We start from the raw sequence: 21422 nt of genomic DNA, 5'->3' as shown, positions 1-21422 counted from the left end.
ACCAGGTGTTTTTCATCATCCATGGTGATGAACAAGCCGATGAACAAGCCGAGGCAAAGACTCGCCGATCGGTCCGGTTCCGTGGTCTTGTGACCCAAATGTTCACCTGCCCGCGATGGCGAGCCCTGCTCACAGGGGGCATACTCCTGCACGTGCAGCGTCGTTATGCCTTCCTCGACCATCCCGCCCCACTCGCCTTCGCCCACCGGGGCGGGGCGGCCGAGGGAAGGGAGAACACCTTCGCCGCCTTCGAGCGGGCCGTCGAGCTCGGTTACACCTACCTGGAGACCGACGCGCACGCCACCTCCGACGGAGTGCTCCTGGCCTTCCACGACCACACGCTGGACCGGGTGACCGATCGCCGGGGACGGATCGCCGCGCTGCCGTACCGGCTGGTGCGCGAGGCACGGATCGGCGGCGTGGACGAGATCCCGCTGATGGAGGACCTGCTGGGCTCGTGGCCCGAGGCGCGTTTCAACATCGACGTCAAGGAGGCGGCGGCCATCGCGCCGCTCGCCGAGACGGTCAGGCGGACCGCCTCCCACAACCGGATCTGCCTCACCTCCTTCTCCGAGGAGCGACTCGCCCGCGCCCGTGCCGCGATCGGTCGCGAGGTGTGCTCCTCGCTCGGACCACGCGGCGTGGCGGCCCTGCGCGCCGCCGCCACCACCTCCGGATACGGCCGGCTGCTCGCCCGCCTGGCCCGCGCCGGGGTACCGTGCGCGCAGGTGCCGGTGGGCTTCCGCGGCCTGCGGATCACCACGCCCGCCCTGGTCCGCACGGCGCACGCGCTCGGCATGCAGGTCCACGTGTGGACCGTCAACAACACCGGGGTGATGGAACGCCTGCTCGACGCGGGCGTGGACGGCCTGATGACCGACAACATCTCCGGGCTGCGCGACGTGCTGGAGGCCCGTGGTCAGTGGCACCCCGGCCGTCTCGCCGCATGAACCGCGTGAACCGCGTGAGTCACATGAGCCGCCCCGGTGAGATGAGTGGCGTGCGGGCGCGTGACCGCCGGGACAGGCGGGACCCCGCGAGAGCACCGGCCCGGCCACCACGCGCCTGCCCTCTCGTGGCGACCTGAACGCACGACCGCGCGAGCGCCCCTGCCCCCCGCCCCCCAGCGAACCGAGGACCCCCATGACCTCCGAACAGGTCGTCGAGGAAACCCCCCAGGCCCGCCGCCGCGAACAGCGCGGCTGGTACTTCTACGACTGGGCGAACTCCGCCTTCCCCACCACCGTCCTGACGGTCTTCCTCGGCCCCTACCTGACGACGATCGCGGAGACCGCCGCCCAGGGTCGCCCCTACGTGGACGTGCTCGGGTTCGACGTGCGGCCCAGCGCCTACTACTCCTTCGTGGTGGGCACCGCGGCCATCCTGCAGATCATCCTGATGCCCGTGGCGGGCGCCCTGGCCGACCACACCGGCCGCAAGAAGGAGCTCATGGGGCTGTTCGCCTACCTCGGCGCCGGCGCCACCCTCTGCTTCTGGTTCGTCGCCGACGGACGCTACCTGCTGGGCGGCGCGCTGTTCCTGGTGGCCAACGTGGCCTTCGCCGCCGCGTTCGTGATCTACAACTCGTTCCTGCCGGAGATCGCCACGGCGGACGAGCGCGACCGGGTCTCCGCCCAGGGGTGGGGCTTCGGCTACCTCGGCGGCGGCCTGCTGCTCGCCTTCCACCTGGTGCTCTTCCTCAAGCACAGGTCCTTCGGCGTCACCGAGGCCGAAGCGGTACGCATCGCCCTGGCCTCGGCGGGCCTGTGGTGGGGCGGGTTCACCGTCATCCCGCTGCTGCGGCTGCGCAACCGGCGGGCGCTCGCCCCCGGCACCGAGACGACCGCCCAGGCCGTGACGGGCAGCTTCCGCCAGCTGGGCCGCACCATCAGGGAGCTACGGCGCTACCCGCTGACCTTGGGCTTCCTGGTCGCCTATCTCATCTACAACGACGGCGTGCAGACCGTCATCTCCTTCTCGGCCACCTATGCCGACAAGGAGCTCGGTCTTGGCCAGGAGGTGCGGATCGCGGCGATCCTGATGGTGCAGTTCGTGGCCTTCTTCGGGGCGCTGCTGCTCGGCCGACTCGCCGCCTCCTACGGGGCCAAGCGGGTCGTGATGGTCGCGTTGATCGCCTGGGTCGCCGTGGTGGCCGTGGCCTACTTCCTGCCCAAGGGGTCGGCCGGGCCTTTCTTCGCACTGGGATTCGCCATCGCGATCGTGATGGGCGGGACGCAGGCACTGTCGCGGTCACTGTTCTCACATGTGATCCCGCGGGGCAAGGAGGCGGAGTACTACAGCCTGTACGAGATCAGCGACAAGGGCTCGACGTTCCTCGGGTCGTTCACCCTCGGCCTGGCGCTCCAGCTGACCGACAGCTATCGCCTGGGCATCGTCTCTTTGGTGATCTTCTTCGTGCTCGGTTTCGTGCTGCTCGCCCTCATCGACCTGCCCAAGGCCATCAGGGCGGCCGGAAACCAGGTGCCGGAACGCCTCTGAGAACGCTCCGGAAAAGGGTTCCTTCACAGACCGGGTCAAGAACGTGCGATTGGATCACGCTGTCTGTGGGAATCCACACACGGTATCAAGCGTTGTACGCCGTGGGAGACGAACCCCTCACGACGGGGCCCTCAGGAGGCATTCAGACATGGGCGAGCGTGCGCTACGCGGTACCCGGCTCGGGGCGACCAGCTACGAGAACGACCGCAACACCGATCTGGCCCCGCGCCAGGAGGTGTCCTACACCTGCCCGAAGGGCCATCGATTCGACGTTCCGCTTGCCGCTGAGGCCGAGATCCCGGCGACCTGGGAGTGCCGCATGTGCGGTGCGACCGCCCTCCGGGTGGACGGCGAGGTGCCGGAGGCCAAGAAGGCCAAGCCCCCGCGTACGCACTGGGACATGCTGCTGGAGCGCCGCACGATCGAGGACCTGGAGGAGGTGCTCAACGAGCGCCTGGCGATTCTACGCGCCCAGCGCCGCAAGAGCGCCTGACGGATTCGAAGGGACGGAGACCTTCGGCCCCCTGACCAGGGGGCCGAAGGTCTCCGTCTTCTCCACTGCCTTCTCCGCTGCCCCGGTGACGACCGGGGCGCGAAGTGGCTCAGCCGATTAGTGCGGAATTGGTCCTTGGGGTCGGTTCGCTTTCTCCCTAAGGTCATTTCCATGACCACTCAGACCAGCAGAGAGACCACCGGCACCACCTCGACGACGGCCGGTGAGAAAGCCGCGGCGCTCCGGGCGCTGCACGTGCCGGGCCGACCGCTGGTGGTGCCCAACGTCTGGGACGCCGCGTCGGCACGTGCCGTCGAGGCCGAGGGGTTCCCGGTGATCGCCACCGGCAGCGCCGCCGTCGCCCCGGTGCTCGGCTACGACGACGGTGAGGAGACACCCGTCGAGGAGATGCTGGCCGCGATCGCCAGGATCAGCCGCTCGGTCGGCCTGCCCGTCACCGCGGACATGGAACGCGGCTACGGGCTGGAGCCCGCCGAACTGGTCGAGCGGCTCGCCGCCGCCGGGGCCTCCGGCTGCAACCTGGAGGATTCCGATCCGCGCACCGGTGCCATGGTCGATGTCGACGAGCAGGCGGCCTTCCTGGGCGCCGTCCGGTCCGCCGCGGCCGACGCCGGCGTGGACCTGGTGATCAACGCCCGGATCGACACCTACATGAACGGCACGGGAGACGCCGGGGAGCGGCTGGCCGAATCGGTGCGGCGGGGCCGCCGCTACCTGGAGGCGGGCGCCGACTGCGTCTACCCGATCTTCGCGGCCGAGGCCGAGGCCGTCCGCGCACTGGCCGAGCGGATCGAGGGGCCGATCAACATCCTGTTCCGTCCGGGTACGCCGTCGCTCGGCGAGCTGGCCTCCCTCGGGGTGGCCCGGGTGAGCTTCGGCCACGGCCTGCACAAGGCCGTGCAGGCGTACACGGCCCGGATGCTCACCGCGATCCGGGACGGTGAGAGCCCCTACTCCCCCGCGCTCTGATCCGGCGCCCCGCCGGGCTCAGAGGCTGAGCTTGCCCTCGGCTCCGCCGCACCACTCCACCAGCAGGACCGTGGCATCGTCCTGGAGCCTGCCGTCGTGGTGTTTCAGCACGCTGCGGACCAGGCGGCGCAGGGTCTCCGGCACGGGCAGGCCGTCGGCGTTGTGCCGGATGATGAAGTCGACGAAGCGCGGCAGACCGAACTCCCTGCCCGCGCGGTCGCGGGCCTCGACCATGCCGTCGGTGTAGAGGAGCACGCGGTCGCCTGGCTCCAGCTGCTCCCTGCACAGGGTCACCGGCAGTCCGAGGCCGAGGCCCAGCGGGTGGGCGGGCGGGCATCTCAGGGTGGTGACCCACCGCCCCCCTCTGATCACCACCGGCGGGTGATGACCCCGGTTGACCCAGGCGAACACTCCGGTGCGCATGTTCAGGTCGGCCAGAATGGCCGTGGCGAAACGGTTGCCCTGGCCGAACTCCTTGATCAGCACCTCCTCGATCCCCTCGCTGACCCGGACGAGGCCGACACCCTGGCGGCGCTGGTTGCGGCAGGCGGCCACCGCGAGGTTGGCGGTCAGCCCTGCCGACGCGTCATGGCCCATCGCGTCGAAGACCGCCAGCTGGACGGATTCGCCGTCCAGCCCGTAGTCGAAGGCGTCGCCACCGAGCTCGTACGCCGGTTCGAGCGCGGCACCGATCACCACCTTCTCGCCGGTGAAGGTGAGCGGCGGCAACAGGTTCCACTGCATCTCGGCGGCGACGTTCATCGGCCGGGTCCGCACCAGCCGGGCATAGGAGTCGCTCTGGGAACGCTTGCTCACCAGCATCAGCGCGACCACGGACGCCAGGTGCCGCATGTCCTCCTGCGACCGGTCGCCGTCGGTGTCCGGCCGGACACTGACGCGCAGCACCCCGAGGCGTTCCGTGCCGTCCAGCAGCGGCACCCACCATCGTCCCCCCTCGCCCGCGGCACCGGCGCCGGGCAGCACGCGCATCTCCTGGAAGGCACGCCCCGCCAGCGTTCCGTCGATCCGCAGCTCGGCCGACTCCCGCTCGGCGCTCTCCCCCCGGCCGGTCAGCGGGCGCAGCACGTCCTGCTGCAGGTCGGCCAGGTAGATCAGCACGTCGTACAGACCGACATGCGCGGCGTGCTCCTCGACGAGGGACGGCAGCCGCTCCACCGTGCCCAGATGGCTGGCCTCGACAAGTCCCGCGAGCATTCTCGCCCGTCCCCGGTGAGGCCCCACGTCGTTGCAGCCCACCTGCGGCGTGGATGGTGTGGATCCGTCCACGGCGACTCCTCGAGACCTCCAGCCCGCGCCGGACGCCGAACACGAACGGCTCATCCGACGCCTTCAGAAGAACCTCTACCCCCGCGAAGGGGATCAACCCGGCCCTTTCCCCGGGATCCGCATCCGCCGGCGGCCTGTCAGTCACCCCCGCACAGGGCCACGGCCTGCCGGTGCGGGTAGACGTGCTCCAGATCGTGTCCGGGCCGATCACTCCCGCCATCGGTGATCAGGACTCCATAACATCGCGATAGGGATTTTTTGGGAGATCCCTTAACGGGCGCCCCGCAAATACCTTGACAGCACCCCTCACAAGGAGTGTTCATGTTACGTCGAGGTACCCTCCTGGCCGGAGCCACCACCGTGGCCCTGTACCTGGCCGCCACCGTGGCGCCCGCCTCCGCAGCACCCGCCCCCCTCGCCCCCCAGCCTCCGGCAGCGATGCTCGAGGCCCTCCAGCGCGACCTCGGCCTCACCGCCGAGCAGGCCGTGCAGCGACTGGCCAACGAGCAGCGCGCGGCCGCCTCGGAGTCCGCCCTGAGCGGTGAACTCGGCGCCGACTACGCCGGTGCCTGGCTCAACGGCGACGCCTCCCAGCTCTCCGTGGCCACCACCGACGCCGCCGACGCCGCCGCCATCAGGGCCAAGGGCGCGCAGCCCGTGATCGTCGGCCGGACCCTGGCCGAACTCAACGCCGTCAAGGACGGTCTCGACCAGGCCTCCGCGGAGGCCAGGGCCGGCGCGTCCCTCTGGTACGTCGACGTCACCACCAACAGCGTCGTCGTCCTCACCGGCGACCAGGCCGCGGGCGAGGCCCTCGTCTCCGCCGCGGGCGTCGACAAGAACGCCGTCCGGGTGACGCTCTCCGCCGAGAAGCCCCAGCCCTTCGCCAACATCATCGGCGGCCTCGCCTACTACATCGGCTCCAGCCGGTGCAGCATCGGCTTCTCCGTCCGCAAGGGAACCACCCCCGGCTTCGTGACCGCGGGGCACTGCGGCCGGGCCGGCAACACCACCACCAACCCGTCCGGCACCTTCCAGGGTTCGTCGTTCCCCGGCAACGACTACGCCTGGGTCGCCACTCCCGGCCACACCGTGCAGCCGTGGGTGCGCGGTTCCGGCGGCGCGAACGTGATCGTCCGCGGCTCCACCCAGGCCTCGGTCGGCGCCTCGATCTGCCGCTCCGGCTCGACCACCGGCTGGCGCTGCGGCGTCATCAGCCAGCACAACACCAGCGTGACCTACTCGCAGGGCACGGTGAGCGGCCTGACCCGCACCACCGTGTGCGCCCAGCCGGGCGACTCCGGCGGTTCCTACATCTCCGGCAGCCAGGCCCAGGGCGTCACCTCCGGCGGTTCGGGCAACTGCACCGTCGGCGGCACCACCTACCACCAGCCGGTCAACGAGATCCTCTCGGTGTACGGGCTGACGCTCGTCACCGGCTGACCCCGCCTCCTCACCAGCTGCTCCCCGCGAGCAACCCCCCGATGGCCGAGGAGGCCCGCTAGAAATGTCTAGAATCACTCGCTTCGGTGTCGCCCTCATCCTGGGACTGGCCTTCCTGGTGGCCATCCCCGTCCAGGCCACGCTCGTCCACGCGGCTGACACTCGTACGGCGGCCGTACGCGTGCTCAGATACGACGCGAGCAGAGCCGCGGAGTTCCGGTCCGCCGTGGATCAGGCGGCACAGATTTGGAACTCCAGCGTCTCGAACGTGCGGCTGGTGGCCGGCAGCCCGGCGGACTTCGTGGTGCTCGCCGACAACGGCTGGCCTCGCGCGCAGCCCACCAGCCTGGGCCGCGGAACCGTGTGGATGGGACGGCAGGCGACCGCCGAGGGCCACAACCCGCTGCGTATCGCCACCCACGAGATCGGCCACATCCTGGGCCTGCCCGACCGGCGCACCGGCCGGTGCACGGACCTGATGTCCGGCGCGAGCGCGGGCACGAACTGCACCAACCCCTACCCGAACGCGGCGGAGAAGGCCGAAGTCCAGCGGAACTTCGCCGGGTTCGCCCCGGCGATCGACTTCGGTGAGATCTACGTCGACAGCCCGGAGCGCGTGGCGTCCTAGCTGATCATCCAGGTACCCACGGGCACCTCGCCGGTCCGGCCGAACCCATCGGCCGGGCCGGCGAAGGCGTGTCGGCTCGTGTTCGCCGGGAGCCCCGGCTCTGACCATGGGTCACGACAGGAGTTTCTCGAAGCAGTGGGAACCCGCGAGCCGTTCGTACGGAGGAAAGATCGGGACAGGGGTGTATCCCTCCCTCCGGTACAGCCTCACCGCGTCCGGCTGGCGGTCACCGGTCTGCAGGATGATCCGGGACGCGCCCAGCGCGCGAGCCGCGTCCTCCGCCGCGGCCAGCAGGGCTCGCGCCACGCGGGTGCCCCGATGCGAGGGGACCACGAACATCCGCTTGAGCTCCAGTTCTCCGCCGAGCCTGCGCAGCGCCACGTGCCCGACGGGAAGCCCCTCCGCCGAGTACGCGACCCCGCTGTAGGCGACGGTCTCAGGCTCGACGTCCATGCCCCGGGGCAGCAGGCCGGGGGTGGCGGCGAGCAGGTCGGCGTAGCGGGCGCCCATCTCCTCGGTCATGGCCTGGCGCAGCGCCACAGCCGCACCGTCGTCCCAGGGAACGGGCCTGACCGTGACCAGGCCGGCTCCCTTCGCGAACGCGGTCACAACAGCCCCACTTCCTCTCCGTTCCCGCGGTCACGGACCGTCCGGAACTTCCGCATGGCGCCGGCCCGGACCGGCGTCGCCCGCCAGGCCATCACATTCTCACAACTTTAACTCTACTTAAAAGGTAGGTAAAATAGGATTTTTTACCAATGTCCGCGGTGCCTCCCAGAGGATCGACCGCCGGGCGATGGGAAGGAACCGGAGGTGACCCGTTCCCATATCAGCGTCTCGGTGGACGCACACGCCCGGCCCGAGCAGGTCTTCTCCGTGCTGACCGACTGGTCGAGGCACGACGAGTGGATGGTCCTGACCCGGGCACGAATCACCGCCGGGAACGGCCGTAGCACCGGGAGCCGGCTGGCGGCCTTCACCGGCGTGGGACCTCTCGGGTTCCTCGACACCATGGAGATCACCGAGTGGGACCCGCCCAGGAGCGTGGGGGTCCGGCACACGGGGCGGCCGGTGCGCGGCACCGGGGTCTTCCGCGTGCTGCCCCGCGAGGGCGGCGGCAGCACGATCATCTGGGAAGAGGATCTCGACCTGCCGTTCGGCGCGGCCGGACGACTCGGCTGGCTGGCGGTCAGGCCGCTGAACGCCGCGCTGTTCCGGCTCTCACTGCGCCGCCTGGCCGCGCTCAGCGATCGGTGAGGCTCCGAGGACCGGCCGCCCCTTCGGAGGCGGCCGGCTCGTCACGGATGACCTCCCCGTGCAGGATCGGACCCGAGCCGGGCGGCCTCCCGGCGTCGCGCAGCACGTCGAAGGGCGAGCCGTCGCCGAACGGCGAACCGAGTCCGGCGCCCGCCGCGTTCCTGGCCATGATGGTGCGCACCCGGCGGGCGAAGAACCAGGCGCCGAGCCTGCGGACCACCGGCCGGGTGAAGGGCAGCAGGCACAGGACGCCCAGCACGTCGGAGAGGAAGCCGGGGATGAGCAGCAACGTGCCGCCCACGAGGGTCAGGCCGCCGCCGGCGAGTTCGCGGTCCGGCATCCGCCCGCTCTGCAGCGCGCTCTGAAGGTTGCGCCAGGCCCGGCGGCCCTCGCGGCGCACGATCCAGGAACCGAGCAGGCCCCCGGCGAGCAGAAGGGCCAGCGTCGTCCAGCCACCGATGACCTGACCGACCTGGATGAGCACCAACACCTCAAGGACCGGCACTACAAGGAAGGTCAGGACCAGCAGAAAGCGCATCTTTGCCTCAACTCATGCGACAGCCGTATGACATGACAACGCTGCGGAGCGGTCGTGCGTTCCGCGTTCGCTCAGCGTGGACGCGTCTTCGGCGGAGCCTTGGGACCGCACCCTCGCCGTACCCCGAGGATCAGCGACCGCGGCGGCGGCGCAGACGCGCGGGCAGGCCCATGACACCCCAGGCGGCGACCCGCCAGAAGGCTTCGACCACCACGCCGCGTCCCATCTTGCTGGTCCCGATGGTGCGGTCCACGAAGGTGATCGGCACCTCGGTGACGCGCAGCCCGTTGCGGACCGTACGCAGGGTCAGGTCCACCTGGAAGCAGTAGCCCTGCGACTCGACGTCCTCCAGGCCGATCTTCTCCAGGGTGGCGGCCCGGTAGGCACGGAACCCCGCGGTGGCGTCGCGGACCGGAAGGCCGAGCATGAACCGGGTGTAGACGTTGGCGCCGCGCGACAGGAACTCCCGCGAGGCCGGCCAGTTGACGACCTTGCCGCCGGGCACCCAGCGGGAGCCGATCGCCAGGTCGGCCCCGCGGGTCAGCCTGTCCAGCAGCTTGGGCAGTTCCTCTGGCCGGTGGGAGCCGTCGGCGTCCATCTCCACGAGGACACCGAAGCCCTCCCCCAGGCCCCAGCGGAAACCCGCGATGTAGGCCGCGCCCAGGCCCTGCTTGCCTCCCGGCCGGTGCAGCACGTGGACGTGGTCGTCATCGGCCACCAGCTTGTCGGCGACCGCCCCCGTGCCGTCGGGGCTGTCGTCGTCGACGACCAGGAGGTGCGCCTCGGGCACGGCCTCGCGCAGCCGCCGGGTGATCATCGGCAGGTTCTCCCGCTCGTTGTACGTCGGGACGATGACGAGCACCCGACCAAGCATCCGCTCCATCACGCGTCTCCCACCTGCTGATCGTCTTTTCGGATCACGGAGTGCCCCACGCCGCGCGTCCGGCGCCGCCAGGCGACGGCCACCGCGCCCGCACCCACAAGTATCAAGGCCCATTCGGGCAGCGCGCCCACGCGCGTGGCGATGGTCTGCGCGGTCCTGACGGGGACTGTCAGGACGTTCATGGCGGGCACCAGTTCCCCGGTGCGCCAGGCGATCGAACCGCTTGGAGTCACATATGCCGATATACCCGTAATTGCGGAAGTGATCACCGCCCGATTGTGCTCCACGGCCCGCAACTGGGACATGGCGAGTTGCTGCGGCGGCAGGTTGGTCAGTGCGTAGGTGGCGTTGTTGGTCTGCACCACCAGCGGCGAGGCGCCCGTCCTGGCGGTGTCGCCCACGATGCCGTCGAAGGCCACCTCGTAGCAGTTGATCGCGCCGATGGTCACCGGCCCCATCCTGAGGTCGCCGTCGCGGGTGCCCGCCACCGACTGCTTGCCGACCAGGGAGGCGCGTTCGAACAGGGCCAGCACGAGCTCCTTGAGCGGGGTGTACTCCCCGAAGGGGACCAGCTGCTGCTTGTCGTAGTGGGCGCCGGGCCCGGTCACCGGGTCCCAGACCAGACTGCGGGTCGCCCGGTTCTTCTCCCCGATCCCGACCACCGCGCCGACCAGGACGGGCACCCCGATGTCCTTGACCGCCGCGTCGATCTCGCTCCTGGCGAACTCGCTGCGCAGCGGATCGATGTCCGTGGAGTTCTCCGGCAGCACGACCAGGTCGGGGCGGGGGGTCCTGCCCTCCCTGATGTCCCGCGCCATCTGGTGCAACATCCTGGTGTGGTTGCCGAGGACCACGGCCGGCTCGTCGCCCAGCGGGTGCATGCCCCGGCCGGGGACGTTGCCCTGGATGACACCGACGGTCACGTTCTCGCCCTCGTCGCCGTACCTGGGGACGGCCAGCGCCCCGGCCGGCACGGCCAGCGCCCCGGCGAGCGGCCACGCGACGGCCCGCCCCCAGCGCGGGCCCCTGGCCCCTCCCTGTGCCGGAGACGTGCGCGGAGCCGTGAACGACCGTGACACCGCCAGCGCGAGCAGGCCACCGCACAGGGCCACCGCGAAGCTCACCAGCGGCGCCCCGCCGAGTGCCGCGTACGGAGTGAAGATCGACTCACCCTGGCTGAAGGCCACCCGCGCCCAGGGGAACCCGCCGAAGGGGAACTCACCCCTGGCCCACTCGGCCGCCACCCAGAGCGCGGCGCTCCACAGTGGCCACAGGCGCAGCCTGGCCACCAGGGCGGCGCCCGCACCCCAGGCGGCGTAGAAGACGCTCTCCATGGCGACCAGCCCCAGCCAGGCGTCGATACCGATCGGGCTCACCCAGCGCAGGCCGGGCAGCAGCAGGGCGAGCCCGGCCAGCAGGCCCAGCCAGGCGCCACGGCGCGGGCGGGTGCCGTGCACCGCCAGGAGCGCCAAGGCCATGCCGAGCGGAGCGAGGAACCAGAGCCCGAGCGGCGGGAAGGCGAGGAAGATCAGCAGGCCACCGGCCACCACGCCCGCGACGCGGGCGGGCAGTTCCAGACGGGAGGGGAGAGGCGAGACCGCCTCACCTGCCGGGTCGTCCGTCTCGGACGCCTCCGGCACCGGGGCGGCCGTCTTCTCCTGCACCACGGGCGGGGCTCCTTGCGATGTCGTACGGGCCGGCGACGCCCGGTCCTCCTGCCCGAACGCTACCGCCCAGCGGGCACGCCCCCAAAAAGTTCCACGACATATTCCTCATAAGCCCACCAGAACGCCCTGAAACCAGCAAACCCCCAGAAGGGCTCCCGTACCCGGCAACGGGGCGGTCCGAGGTGTCCTTCGACACCCCGGACCGCCCCGACGCTTGCGGCGCTCGCACGGGAGCGGGAAGAGAGCCCGGGCAACCCTTCGGACCGGTTCCGTCCCGTCGGCGGCGAGCGCGGATTGCCGTTGTCTACTGGGTGCCCGGACCCCTCCTGGGTCCAACCCCCCGCCCGGAAGGAGTGCCCCGCCTCGACGGACTGCCGGCCCTGCGTCTGGCTGAACGGACGGGGTCACCCCCGTCACGGGCGCAGGAAACGACGATGTCGGAAGGCGGCCGACCGGCCAGTCCCGTGCTGGACTGGGCAGCAAACTACCGAGCCCAGCGCAGATGTCAACCGTGTCACTAACAGCGGAAACATCAAGTTTTCGCAGCTGGGACATGATCGACGAGAGCCGTCAATGGTCTCATGTGATCCGATGTCTCTCAAGTCGAGCGAGGGCATCGGGAAGCGGACCGTCATGCACGACGCCAAGCCGCTGGGTCGCGCGGGTCAACGCCACGTAAAGGTCGCTGGCCCCGCGCGGGGACTCGCCCAGGATCGACTCCGGTTCGACCACGATGACCGCGTCGAACTCCAGCCCCTTGGCCTCGGCGACGGTCAGCACCGCCACCTGGGCGTCCAGGGCGGCGGACCCCGGACCGGCGACCGCGCCGTCGACGGAGCGGACCACCACCTCTCCGAGTTCCCGTGCGCGCGACTCGGGGACGATCACGACAAGTCGCCCACCCTCCACGATCTCGGCCTTGACGACGTCGCCGAGCGAGGCCGTCGGTGAGGCCGCCCACGGGCGCGTCCCGGTCTCCCTGACCGAGGCCGGGGCCTTCAGCGCCGGATCGACCAGGGTGAGCACGTCGGCGGCCACCGCCATCAGCTCCGCCGGGGTGCGGTAGTTGACGCTGAGGGTCTCCTCGCGCCAGCGCCCGGCCACGTAGGGGTCCAGGACCCGGCCCCAGGAGCGCGCCCCGGCCGAGGATCCGGTCTGGGCCAGGTCGCCGACGATCGTCATCGACCGCGTCGGGCAGCGTCGCATCAGCATCCGCCAGTCCATCGGCGACAGCTCCTGCGCCTCGTCCACGATGACGTGGCCGAAGGCCCAGCTGCGGTCCGCCGCGGCGCGCTCGGCGGTGGTCAGGAAGACGTCGTCGCCGAGATGACGGGCGGCGAACTTCTCGGCGTCCATGATGTCGGAGAGCCCGGTCAGCTCCAGGACCTCCTTGGCGTACTCGAGCTGGTGCTGCCGCTCGTCGAGCGCGGCGGCCCGCTGCGCCGCCTGCTCCTCCTCGGCCATCCAGGCCCCGGCCCGCAGCACCGCGGGGTCGATGTCGCCGAGCAGTTCGGCGGCCTCGTCCAGGAGCGGCACGTCGGACTCGGCCCACCAGTTCTCCCCCTTGCGGGGCGGCTCGCGCAGCATCAGTTCCCGCTCGGCCTCGCCGAACTCGGCGGCGGCGTGGTCGAGGCGCTCTCGGGAGGTGAACAACCCGATCAGGAGCTGCTGCGGCGTGACGTAGGGCCAGAGCCGGTTCAGGGCCGCCTTGACGGGCCGCTCGGTACGGAGCTCCTCGCGGATGTCGGCCAGCTCGTCGTCGTCGATCATCCCCTTGCCCAGCTGCCTGGCCGCCTGGCGGGCGAGCGCGTTGAGCAGGTGGCGGACGAAGATCGAGCGGGCCTCGTTGTGCGCCCGCCTGGAGCGGGCCGCCCTGTTGCGCGCCGCCTCCAGGACGTTGCCCTCCAGTCGCAGGGTGTAGCGGTCGAGGCGGATCTCGATCGGCTTGCGCGGCACCCGCTGCCGCTCGCGCACGGCCCGCGCGACGACCTGGGCCATCCGGGAGTCACCCTTGAGCCCGGCCACCTCCGAAGGCTCCTTGCGCCCGGGAACGACCCCCGGGTACAGCTCGGAGACCGTCGACAACAGCACGTCGGTCTCGCCCAGGGAGGGCAGCACCTGCTCGATGTAGCGCAGGAACGTCAGGTTCGGCCCGAGGATGAGCACCCCCCTGCGGGCCAGCTTCTCCCTGTGGGTGTAGAGCAGGTAGGCCGCGCGGTGCAGCGCGACCACGGTCTTGCCGGTCCCGGGACCGCCCTGCACGACCAGCACCCCGTCCAGGTCCGAGCGGATGATGCGGTCCTGCTCCGACTGGATGGTGGCCACGATGTCGCGCATCCGCCCGGTGCGCCGAGCGGCCAGGGAGGCGAGCAGGGCGGCCTCCCCGTTGAGGGTGGCCACGTCCTCGTCCGTGAGGTTGTCGAGATCCAGGAGGTCATCGTCGATCCCGATCACCCTGCGGCCCTTGGTCTGCAGGTGGCGGCGGCGGGTGACGCCCATCGAGGCCGCGGGGGTGGCGCCGTAGAAGGGCTGGGCGACCGGGGCGCGCCAGTCGATCAGCAGTCGGCGCTGGTCGTCGTCGGCCATGCCGATGCGGCCGATGTAGAGGGAGGTGTCGTCGGCGTTGTCGAGCCGGCCGAAGCACAGGCCGTTCTCGACCGCCCACAGGCGGCCCAGGCGCTCGGCGTACATCCCGGCGAAGGTGTCGCGCTCAGAGCGGTTCTGGTGCGTGCCCCCGCTCCCTCCCTGCGCGAGGACGCCGTCCAGCTGCCGCTGGGTGCGCTCGCGCAGCAGATCGAGCCTCGCGTAGAGAGCGGAGACATACTCCTGCTCCTTGGTCAGCTCGATTTGACGGGTTGCCGTCGCTCCATTATCGTTGCTAGTAATGGGATACTCCGGACCATTGCGCTAGTTGTTATGACAAACCATCACCCTAGCAGGTCCGTCGAGAAGTTTACCCGCCCCTGAGCCATCACAGCTTCATTGCGACGCCTCCTGCCCGCTTGACGGGGATCCGCCGGGTTCCTTACATTCACTCGGAGTTAGGAAAGTTTCCTAACTTCGCCTCATCGGTGAATGCGAGGACGCACACGGAGGGCCAGTGAAGCAGCCGACGCCGGGCACCCCGAGCCTGCTGCGCGCGATCAACGACCGCGCCGCCCTGCAGGCACTGCTGGAGCGCGGCCCGCTGACCCGCCCGGAGATCGGTGCCCTCACCGGCCTGTCCAAGCCCACCGCCTCGCAGCTGCTCATCCGCCTGCAGGAGGCGGGCCTGGTCGTGCTCAACGGCATCCGCGAGGGACTGCCCGGCCGCACCGCCGAGGTCTACCGGCTCAACCCGGCCGCCGCGTACGCCGCCGCGATGGACGTCACGCGCGCGGGCATCGACGTCAGGGTCGCCGACATCACCGGCGCCGTGGTCGGCGAGTACCACCTGCCCACTCCCGGCCGCTCCGGCGGCGACGCGGTGGATCGGGTCGCCGCCGCGCTGGAGGGCGCGGGTGCTCCGGAGACGCCGCGGTGCGTGGTCATCGGCGTGCAGGGCACGATCGACCCGGGCACCGGCAGGCTGGCCTACGCCACCAGCAGGGACATGCCCGGCTGGCACATCCCCGACCTGGTCCGCACCCTCGGCGACGGCCTGGGCGTACCGGTCGCGATAGAGAACAACGTCAACCTCGTCGCCCAGGCCGAGCAGGCGCACGGCGTGGGCCGGGGCCACCGGGACTTCGTGCTGCTCTGGGCCGACGAGGGCCTGGGCGCGGCGCTGGTCCTCGGCGGCCGGCTGCACCGGGGCGCCACCGGCGGCGCCGGCGAGATCGGCTACATGCCCACCCCCGGCGCGCCGACCGCCAGGGAGACCGGCCGCTACGCCAACCACGGCTACCAGGCACTGACCGGCGGCCCCGCGGTGCTCAAGATCCTCCGGTCGTACGGCGTGCGCGGCGGCGCCCCCGCGCAGGCGGTGCTGAACGCGGTGCGGGCCGCCGCGTCCACCGGCAGGCGCGCCGACGACGCCCGTGCCGGGCTGCGCGACATCGCCTCCCGGCTGGCGGTCGGGCTGGCCTCGATCACCTCGGTCATCGACCCCGAGATCATCGTACTGACCGGCGGGACCCTGCTCGCGGGCGGCGACACCCTGCGCGAACTCGTCGAGCACGAACTCCACGCGCTGACCATCCCCCGGCCACCGCTGCTGCTGTCAACCGTCGAGGGCAATCCCGTCCTCGCCGGCGCGCTGGATCTGGCCCTCGCGACCGCGCGCGAAGAGGTCTTCGGCTCCACAGTCCTCTCTTGATCCTCCCGCGTATCCCCCCCACCCCCAGGAGGCAGCCGTCGTGCACCGACGCTTTCTCACCCTCACCCTCGCCACCCTGACGGCCGCCGCTCTGACCGCCTGCACCGCGGGCACCGAGGGCGCGCCCACGCTCGGTTCGCGCCCCAAGCCCTCAGGCTCGGCCTCCGCCGCCCTGCCGGCCTCGGCCATCGAGCTGTGGCACGGATTCTCCGCACCCGGCGAGGTCAAGGCGTTCGAAGACGCCATAGCCGGATTCCGTACGAAATTTCCCCAGATAACCGTCAAACTGGTCAAGGGCGTCCAGGACGAGCAGATCACCCAGGCGGTGCGCGGCGGGAAGGCCCCTGACATCGCCTCCTCCTTCACCACGGACAACGTGGCCCAGTGGTGCCGCAGCGGAACGTTCCAGGACCTCACCCCGGTGATCGGACAGGACGGCATCGACCTGTCCGTGCTGCCCGAGGTCTCGCGCTCCTACACCGAGTACGAGGGCAGGCGGTGCGTGATGCCCCTGCTCGCCGACGCGTACGGGCTCTACTACAACAGGGCCCTGATGAAGGGCTCCGAGCCGCCCAAGACGCTCTCGGAGCTGACCGAGCTGACCAAGAAGCTCACGGTCCGTGACGCGGAGGGCAACATCGAGGTCGCCGGGTTCATCCCGAGTTTCCAGTACTACGAGAACTCCGCCTCGCACCTCGCCCCGATGGTCGGCGCCACCTGGTACAAGCCGGACGGCACCTCGGCGATCGGCTCCGACCCGGCGTGGCGGGAACTGCTGCGCTGGCAGAAGGACCTCGTCGACTGGTACGGCTACGACAAGCTGGAGAAGTTCCGCAAGAGCCTGGGCCAGGAGTGGTCGGCCGGCCACCCGTTCTACAAGGGCAAGGTCGCCATGGTCCTGGACGGCGAGTGGCGTAACGCCATGATCGCCGGTGAGGCCAAGGACCTCGACTACGGCACCGCACCGCTCCCGGTCTCCGACACCAGGCCCGACCTGTACGGCAGCGGCTTCACCGCGGGCACCGTGATCGGTGTGCCCAAGGGGGCCAAGAACCCGCAGGCGGCCTGGGAACTGGTCAAGTATCTGACCACCGACACCTCGGCGCTGGTCACGCTCTCCAACGCGCTGCGCAACGTGCCGACCACCAAGGCCTCGCTGGAGTCCCCCGACCTGGACAAGGACCCGAACTTCCAGACATTCCTCGACATCTTCGCCCATCCGAAGACGAGCACGGTCCCGGCGAACGTCAACAGCACCTTCAACCAGGACACGGTGCAGGAGTTCCTCGGCCGGTGGGAGAAGGGGGCGGTCACCGACCTCGACGCCGAGCTGGCCAAGGTCGACAAGCGTCTCGACGACAAGCTGAAGCTCTCCGGGGGCTGAGCCTCGATGAGCATCGTCCACACGGCGCCGCCCAGGTGGCGGCGCCGTGAGGGCCTGGTGGCCCTCCTCTGGATGTCGCCCTGGCTGGTGGGGTTCGCGCTGTTCTTCGCCTACCCCCTCGGTGCGACCCTCTACTTCTCCTTCCACCGCTACGACCTGTTCACCCTGGAGTTCGTGGGCCTGGACAACTACCGCTACTTCCTGGTGGACGACCGGGCCTGGGTCTCCATCAGGAACACGCTCTGGTTCGTGGTCTTCATGGTCCCCGCCCAGGTGATCTTCGGGCTGGGCGTGGCGCAGCTGCTCACCCGGCTCAAGGCGGGGGCCGGTTTCTTCCGCACCGTCCTCTACCTGCCCTCGCTGGTCCCGGTGGTGGCCGGAACCGTCTCCTTCGTGTTCCTGCTGAACCCCTCGGGCCCCTTCAACCAGTTCATCGAACTCTCCGGGATCACCGCGCCCGACTGGTTCGGCGACGCGAACTGGGCCAAACCCGGCCTGACCCTGCTGGCCATGTGGGGCATCGGCAACACAATGATGATCTTCCTTGCGGCCCTGCTGGACGTGCCGAAGCATCTGTACGAGGCGGCCGCGATCGACGGGGCCGGCGGATGGCGGCAGTTCAGGAGCATCACGCTGCCGACGATCTCGCCGGTGCTGATGTTCTCGGCGGTCACCGGCGTCATCTACGCCCTGCAGTACTTCACCCAGGCGATGATCGCCTCCCGGGTCGCCGCCGGGGTCACCGACTCCCCCGGCACCGCCTTCGTCCCCGGCTACCCCGAGTTGTCGACGCTGACGCTGGCGCAGTGGCTGTTCCACGTGGGCTTCCGCGACTTCAGCATGGGCTACGCCTGCGTGCTGGCCCTGCTGCTGTTCGCAGTCTCCACGCTCTTCACCCTCGTCCTGCTCCGCCGGTTCCGCGCGTTCGACCAGGGAGGGGACCGATGACCACCCTGACCATGAAGCGCGCGGCGCCGGGTTCCCCCGCGCGCGGCCCGCGTACCCGCAGGGTCCTGTACTGGATCGCCACCCATGCCGTCGCCGTGGCGCTGTCGCTGATGTTCGTCGCCCCGCTGGTGTTCGTGGCGCTGACCGCGGTCATGAGCACCGACCAGACGCTCACCGGCGACCTGTGGCCGGACACCTGGAACTGGGGCAACTTCGCCGAGGTGTTCGCCAGGTCGCGGCTGCTGGCCTGGCTGGGCAACACGTTCCTGTACGCCGGGCTCGGCACCGCGTTCATGCTGCTGTCGTCGATCCCGGTGGCCTACGCGATGGCCCGCTTCCGCTTCCGCGGGCGCAGGCTCGCCTTCCTCGCGGTCATCACGATGATGATGTTGCCGCCGCAGGTCGTCGCGGTCCCCGTCTACCTCATCTGGGCGCGCCTGGACCTCACCGGCACGCTGTGGCCGCTGATCCTGCCGATGCTGTTCGGGGACGCCTTCTCGATCTTCCTGCTCCGGCAGTTCCTGGTCACGATCCCCAGGGAGTACACCGAGGCCGCCCGGGTGGACGGGTGCTCGGACCTCCAGACCCTGATCAGGGTGATCCTGCCGATGGCGCGTCCGGCGATAGCGGCGGTGGGCCTGTTCCAGTTCTTCTACTGCTGGAACGATTACTACGGCCCACTGCTCTACGCCCAGATAAACGAGGAAAACTGGACGCTCTCCCTCGGGCTGGCGTCCTTCCGGGCACTGCACAGCGTGCAGTGGAACCTCACCATGGCGGCGACCCTGCTCGTCATGGCCCCGGTGATCATCGTGTTCTTCTTCGCCCAGAAGGTCTTCATCGAGGGCGTCACGCTGACAGGAGTAAAAGGGTGAAACTCGCCGTTGTCGGGGGCGGCTCGACGTACACGCCGGAGCTGATCGACGGGTTCGCACGACTACGCGACGAGCTCCCGCTGACCGAGATCGCGCTGGTCGACCCGGACGTCCGCCGGCTGGAGCCGGTGTCCGGCATGGCGCGCCGGATGCTGGCGCGGGCCGGGCATCCGGCCAGGGTCGTCGCCACCACCTCCGTCGAGGAGGGCGTCGCCGGGGCACGGGCGGTCCTGCTGCAACTGCGTGTCGGCGGCCAGGCCGCGCGTGACGTGGACGAGACCCTGCCCCTGGAGTGCGGCTGCGTCGGCCAGGAGACGACCGGGGCGGGTGGGCTGGCCAAGGCGCTGCGCACGGTACCGGTGGTGCTGGACATCGCAGAGAAGATCAGGGAACACGCGCCCGACGCCTGGATAGTCGACTTCACCAACCCGGTCGGCATCGTCACCAGGGCGCTGCTGGAGGCCGGGCACCGGGCCATCGGCCTGTGCAACGTGGCCATCGGCTTCCAGCGCCGCTTCGCCGCGAACCTGGGCGTCGCCCCCGAGCGGATCTCCCTGGGCCACGTCGGCCTGAACCACCTCACCTGGGAGCGGGCCGTCCGGCTGGACGGAGTCGACGTGCTGCCGCGGCTGCTGGAGAGCCACGCCGAGGAGATCGCCGAGGACGTCGGCCTGAGCGCCGCGCTGATCCGGCATCTGGGCGTGGTCCCCTCCTACTACCTGCGCTACTTCTACGAGCACGACCTGGTGGTGGCCGAGCAGCGGACCAGGCCGTCGCGGGCCGCCGAGGTCTCGGCGATGGAGACGGCGCTGCTGGAGATGTACACCGACCCGGCCGTGGACACCAAGCCGGAACTCCTGGAGAAGCGCGGCGGCGCCTTCTACTCGGAGGCCGCGGTGGCGTTGATCGCCTCGCTGGTCGGCGAGCGCGGCGACACCCAGGTGGTCAACCTGCGCAACGACGGCACGCTGCCGTTCCTGCCCGACGAGGCGGTCATCGAGGTCCCGGCCACGATCACCGCGGCGGGCGCGACCGCGCTGCCGGTGGAGCCGGTGGAGCCGCTCTTCGCCGGGCTCATCGCCCACGTCACGGCGTACGAGACGCTGGCGCTCGCGGCCGCGCTGCACGGCGGCGAGGACCGTGTCGCCGACGCACTGCTGGCCCACCCGCTGATCGGGCAGGCCGCGCTCTCGAAAGACCTGGCCCGGCGCCTGATCGAGGCCAACCGCGGGCACCTGTCCTGGGCGAACGCGTGAGGACGGTCCTGGCCGTCGACGGCGGCAACAGCAAGACCGACGTCGCGTTGGTCCGCGAGGACGGTTCGGTCATCGCCACCGGGCGCGCCGGCGCCTTCCAGCCGCAGACCGCGGGGGTGGGCGCCGCGATCGACGTGATCGGCGACGCCGTGCGCTCCGCGCTCGGCGAGGGGGCGGCCGCGCCGTACGCCGACCACGTGGCCGCCTACGTGGCGGGCGCGGACCTGCCGGTGGAGGAGGACGCGCTCCGCGCGGAGATCCTCCGGCGGGGGTACGGCACGGAGGCGACCGTCGGCAACGACACCTTCGCGCTGCTGCGCGCCGGGGCCTCGGGCCCCGCGGGCGTGGCCGTGGTGTGCGGCGCCGGCATCAACGCGGTGGCGGTCTCCCCCTCGGGGGAGGTGGCGAGATACCCGGCTCTGGGGCGGCTCACCGGCGACTGGGGCGGCGGCCTCGGCCTCGGCGAGGAGGCGCTCTGGCACGCCGTACGCGCCGAGGACGGCCGGGGTCCCGCCAGCGCGCTGACCTCCGCGATCCGTGAGCACTTCGGCACCCGCACCGTCGAGGAGGTGTCCCTGGCCATCCACTTCGGCGAGCTGCCCTACGGCAGGCTGAACGAGCTGGTACCGGTGCTGATGGCCGTCGCCGCCCGGGGTGACGGGGTGGCCCGCTCGCTGGTGGCGCGAATGGCCGAGGAGGTCGTCGTGCTCGCGGTGGTCGCGCTGCGCCGCCTGGACCTGCTCGCCGTGCCGATGGAGGTGGTCCTGGGCGGCGGCGTGCTCACCGCCCGCGACCCGCTGATGAGCGAGCTGCTTGAGCGGGGCTTCGCGGAGCGGGCTCCGCAGGCCAAGCCGATCGTCGCCGACGTCGCCCCCATCATGGGGGCCGCCCTCCTGGGGTTGGACGCCCTCGGCGCCACCGAGGAGGCCAGGGCCCGTCTGCGAGCCCACTTCCACGCCGCGACATGACCCGCGAGG

General features: G+C 70.7%; 19 protein-coding genes. 13 read left to right on the top strand and 6 right to left on the bottom strand.

Annotation, left to right across the window (positions count from 1 at the left end; all coding sequences use genetic code 11):
• Positions 1-152: 152 nt before the first annotated feature.
• The 4 genes from AB0K21_RS19520 to AB0K21_RS19505 all read left to right on the top strand — a co-directional run bounded on the left by AB0K21_RS19520 (position 153) and on the right by AB0K21_RS19505 (position 3982).
• Positions 153-950: a glycerophosphodiester phosphodiesterase gene (locus AB0K21_RS19520; protein WP_343974132.1), complete on the top strand. Its 798-nt coding sequence runs from the start codon at positions 153-155 to the stop codon at positions 948-950.
• A 133-nt stretch (positions 951-1083) separates the two neighbouring features.
• Positions 1084-2499, top strand: a complete 1416-nt coding sequence (locus AB0K21_RS19515; protein WP_343974180.1) for an MFS transporter — start codon at positions 1084-1086, stop codon at positions 2497-2499.
• 148 nt (positions 2500-2647) lie between these two features.
• On the top strand, positions 2648-2992 hold the full coding sequence (locus AB0K21_RS19510; protein ID WP_030904469.1) for an RNA polymerase-binding protein RbpA: 345 nt from the start codon (positions 2648-2650) through the stop codon (positions 2990-2992).
• 171 nt (positions 2993-3163) lie between these two features.
• A complete protein-coding gene (locus tag AB0K21_RS19505; RefSeq protein ID WP_343974125.1) occupies positions 3164-3982 on the top strand; it encodes an isocitrate lyase/phosphoenolpyruvate mutase family protein in 819 nt (272 codons plus the stop codon).
• 18 nt (positions 3983-4000) lie between these two features.
• Here the strand turns inward: AB0K21_RS19505 and AB0K21_RS19500 are convergent, their stop codons facing one another.
• Positions 4001-5197, bottom strand: a complete 1197-nt coding sequence (locus AB0K21_RS19500; RefSeq protein ID WP_364151638.1) for a PP2C family protein-serine/threonine phosphatase — start codon at positions 5195-5197, stop codon at positions 4001-4003.
• Between the two features lie 393 nt (positions 5198-5590).
• Between AB0K21_RS19500 and AB0K21_RS19495 the strand changes: the two genes are divergently transcribed.
• Together AB0K21_RS19495 and AB0K21_RS19490 are read left to right on the top strand one after the other, a co-directional pair.
• Entirely contained in the window at positions 5591-6712 is a 1122-nt protein-coding gene (locus AB0K21_RS19495) for a S1 family peptidase (RefSeq protein ID WP_343974122.1), read from the top strand.
• A 64-nt stretch (positions 6713-6776) separates the two neighbouring features.
• Positions 6777-7340 carry a snapalysin family zinc-dependent metalloprotease gene (locus AB0K21_RS19490; protein WP_343974119.1) on the top strand — a complete coding sequence of 188 codons (564 nt, stop codon included), beginning with the start codon at positions 6777-6779 and terminating at the stop codon, positions 7338-7340.
• 111 nt (positions 7341-7451) lie between these two features.
• Here the strand turns inward: AB0K21_RS19490 and AB0K21_RS19485 are convergent, their stop codons facing one another.
• Positions 7452-7949, bottom strand: a complete 498-nt coding sequence (locus AB0K21_RS19485; RefSeq protein WP_343974116.1) for a GNAT family N-acetyltransferase — start codon at positions 7947-7949, stop codon at positions 7452-7454.
• 204 nt (positions 7950-8153) lie between these two features.
• Between AB0K21_RS19485 and AB0K21_RS19480 the strand changes: the two genes are divergently transcribed.
• Positions 8154-8597 carry an SRPBCC family protein gene (locus AB0K21_RS19480; protein WP_343974113.1) on the top strand — a complete coding sequence of 148 codons (444 nt, stop codon included), beginning with the start codon at positions 8154-8156 and terminating at the stop codon, positions 8595-8597.
• On the opposite strand, the gene AB0K21_RS19475 is transcribed toward AB0K21_RS19480, so the two are convergent.
• The 4 genes from AB0K21_RS19475 to AB0K21_RS19460 all read right to left on the bottom strand — a co-directional run bounded on the left by AB0K21_RS19475 (position 8584) and on the right by AB0K21_RS19460 (position 14376).
• Entirely contained in the window at positions 8584-9135 is a 552-nt protein-coding gene (locus tag AB0K21_RS19475) for an FxsA family protein (RefSeq protein ID WP_343974110.1), read from the bottom strand. The two genes, AB0K21_RS19480 and AB0K21_RS19475, sit on opposite strands and share 14 nt — an antisense overlap.
• A 130-nt stretch (positions 9136-9265) precedes the next feature.
• Positions 9266-10018, bottom strand: a complete 753-nt coding sequence (locus tag AB0K21_RS19470; protein ID WP_343974107.1) for a polyprenol monophosphomannose synthase — start codon at positions 10016-10018, stop codon at positions 9266-9268.
• Entirely contained in the window at positions 10018-11685 is a 1668-nt protein-coding gene (gene lnt / locus AB0K21_RS19465; protein ID WP_364151589.1) for an apolipoprotein N-acyltransferase, read from the bottom strand. The genes AB0K21_RS19470 and lnt overlap by 1 nt, the downstream gene beginning before the upstream one ends.
• A 579-nt stretch (positions 11686-12264) precedes the next feature.
• Positions 12265-14376 carry an ATP-binding domain-containing protein gene (locus tag AB0K21_RS19460; protein WP_364151586.1) on the bottom strand — a complete coding sequence of 704 codons (2112 nt, stop codon included), beginning with the start codon at positions 14374-14376 and terminating at the stop codon, positions 12265-12267.
• A gap of 409 nt (positions 14377-14785) precedes the next feature.
• Between AB0K21_RS19460 and AB0K21_RS19455 the strand changes: the two genes are divergently transcribed.
• From AB0K21_RS19455 to AB0K21_RS19430, 6 genes are read left to right on the top strand one after another with little or no spacing between them, the layout of a single operon-like run.
• Positions 14786-15982 carry an ROK family transcriptional regulator gene (locus AB0K21_RS19455; RefSeq protein WP_364151583.1) on the top strand — a complete coding sequence of 399 codons (1197 nt, stop codon included), beginning with the start codon at positions 14786-14788 and terminating at the stop codon, positions 15980-15982.
• Positions 15983-16022: 40 nt separating this feature from the next.
• Entirely contained in the window at positions 16023-17366 is a 1344-nt protein-coding gene (locus tag AB0K21_RS19450; protein ID WP_343974092.1) for an extracellular solute-binding protein, read from the top strand.
• Positions 17367-17372: 6 nt separating this feature from the next.
• Positions 17373-18314 carry a sugar ABC transporter permease gene (locus AB0K21_RS19445; protein WP_343974089.1) on the top strand — a complete coding sequence of 314 codons (942 nt, stop codon included), beginning with the start codon at positions 17373-17375 and terminating at the stop codon, positions 18312-18314.
• Complete coding sequence (locus AB0K21_RS19440) at positions 18311-19189, top strand: carbohydrate ABC transporter permease (protein ID WP_343974086.1); 879 nt, start codon at positions 18311-18313, stop codon at positions 19187-19189. The genes AB0K21_RS19445 and AB0K21_RS19440 overlap by 4 nt, the downstream gene beginning before the upstream one ends.
• Positions 19186-20445, top strand: coding sequence for a 6-phospho-beta-glucosidase (locus AB0K21_RS19435; protein ID WP_343974083.1), 1260 nt, complete (start codon positions 19186-19188; stop codon positions 20443-20445). Before AB0K21_RS19440 ends, AB0K21_RS19435 begins: the two co-directional genes overlap by 4 nt.
• Positions 20442-21413, top strand: coding sequence for a BadF/BadG/BcrA/BcrD ATPase family protein (locus AB0K21_RS19430; RefSeq protein WP_364151578.1), 972 nt, complete (start codon positions 20442-20444; stop codon positions 21411-21413). The genes AB0K21_RS19435 and AB0K21_RS19430 overlap by 4 nt, the downstream gene beginning before the upstream one ends.
• Positions 21414-21422: the final 9 nt, after the last annotated feature.

Origin of the sequence: Streptosporangium sp. NPDC049248 (genome assembly GCF_040678965.1) — a bacterium.
Classification (GTDB): Bacteria; Actinomycetota; Actinomycetes; order Streptosporangiales; family Streptosporangiaceae; genus Streptosporangium; species Streptosporangium fukuiense.
This window is presented reverse-complemented; position numbering and strand designations above follow the sequence as displayed.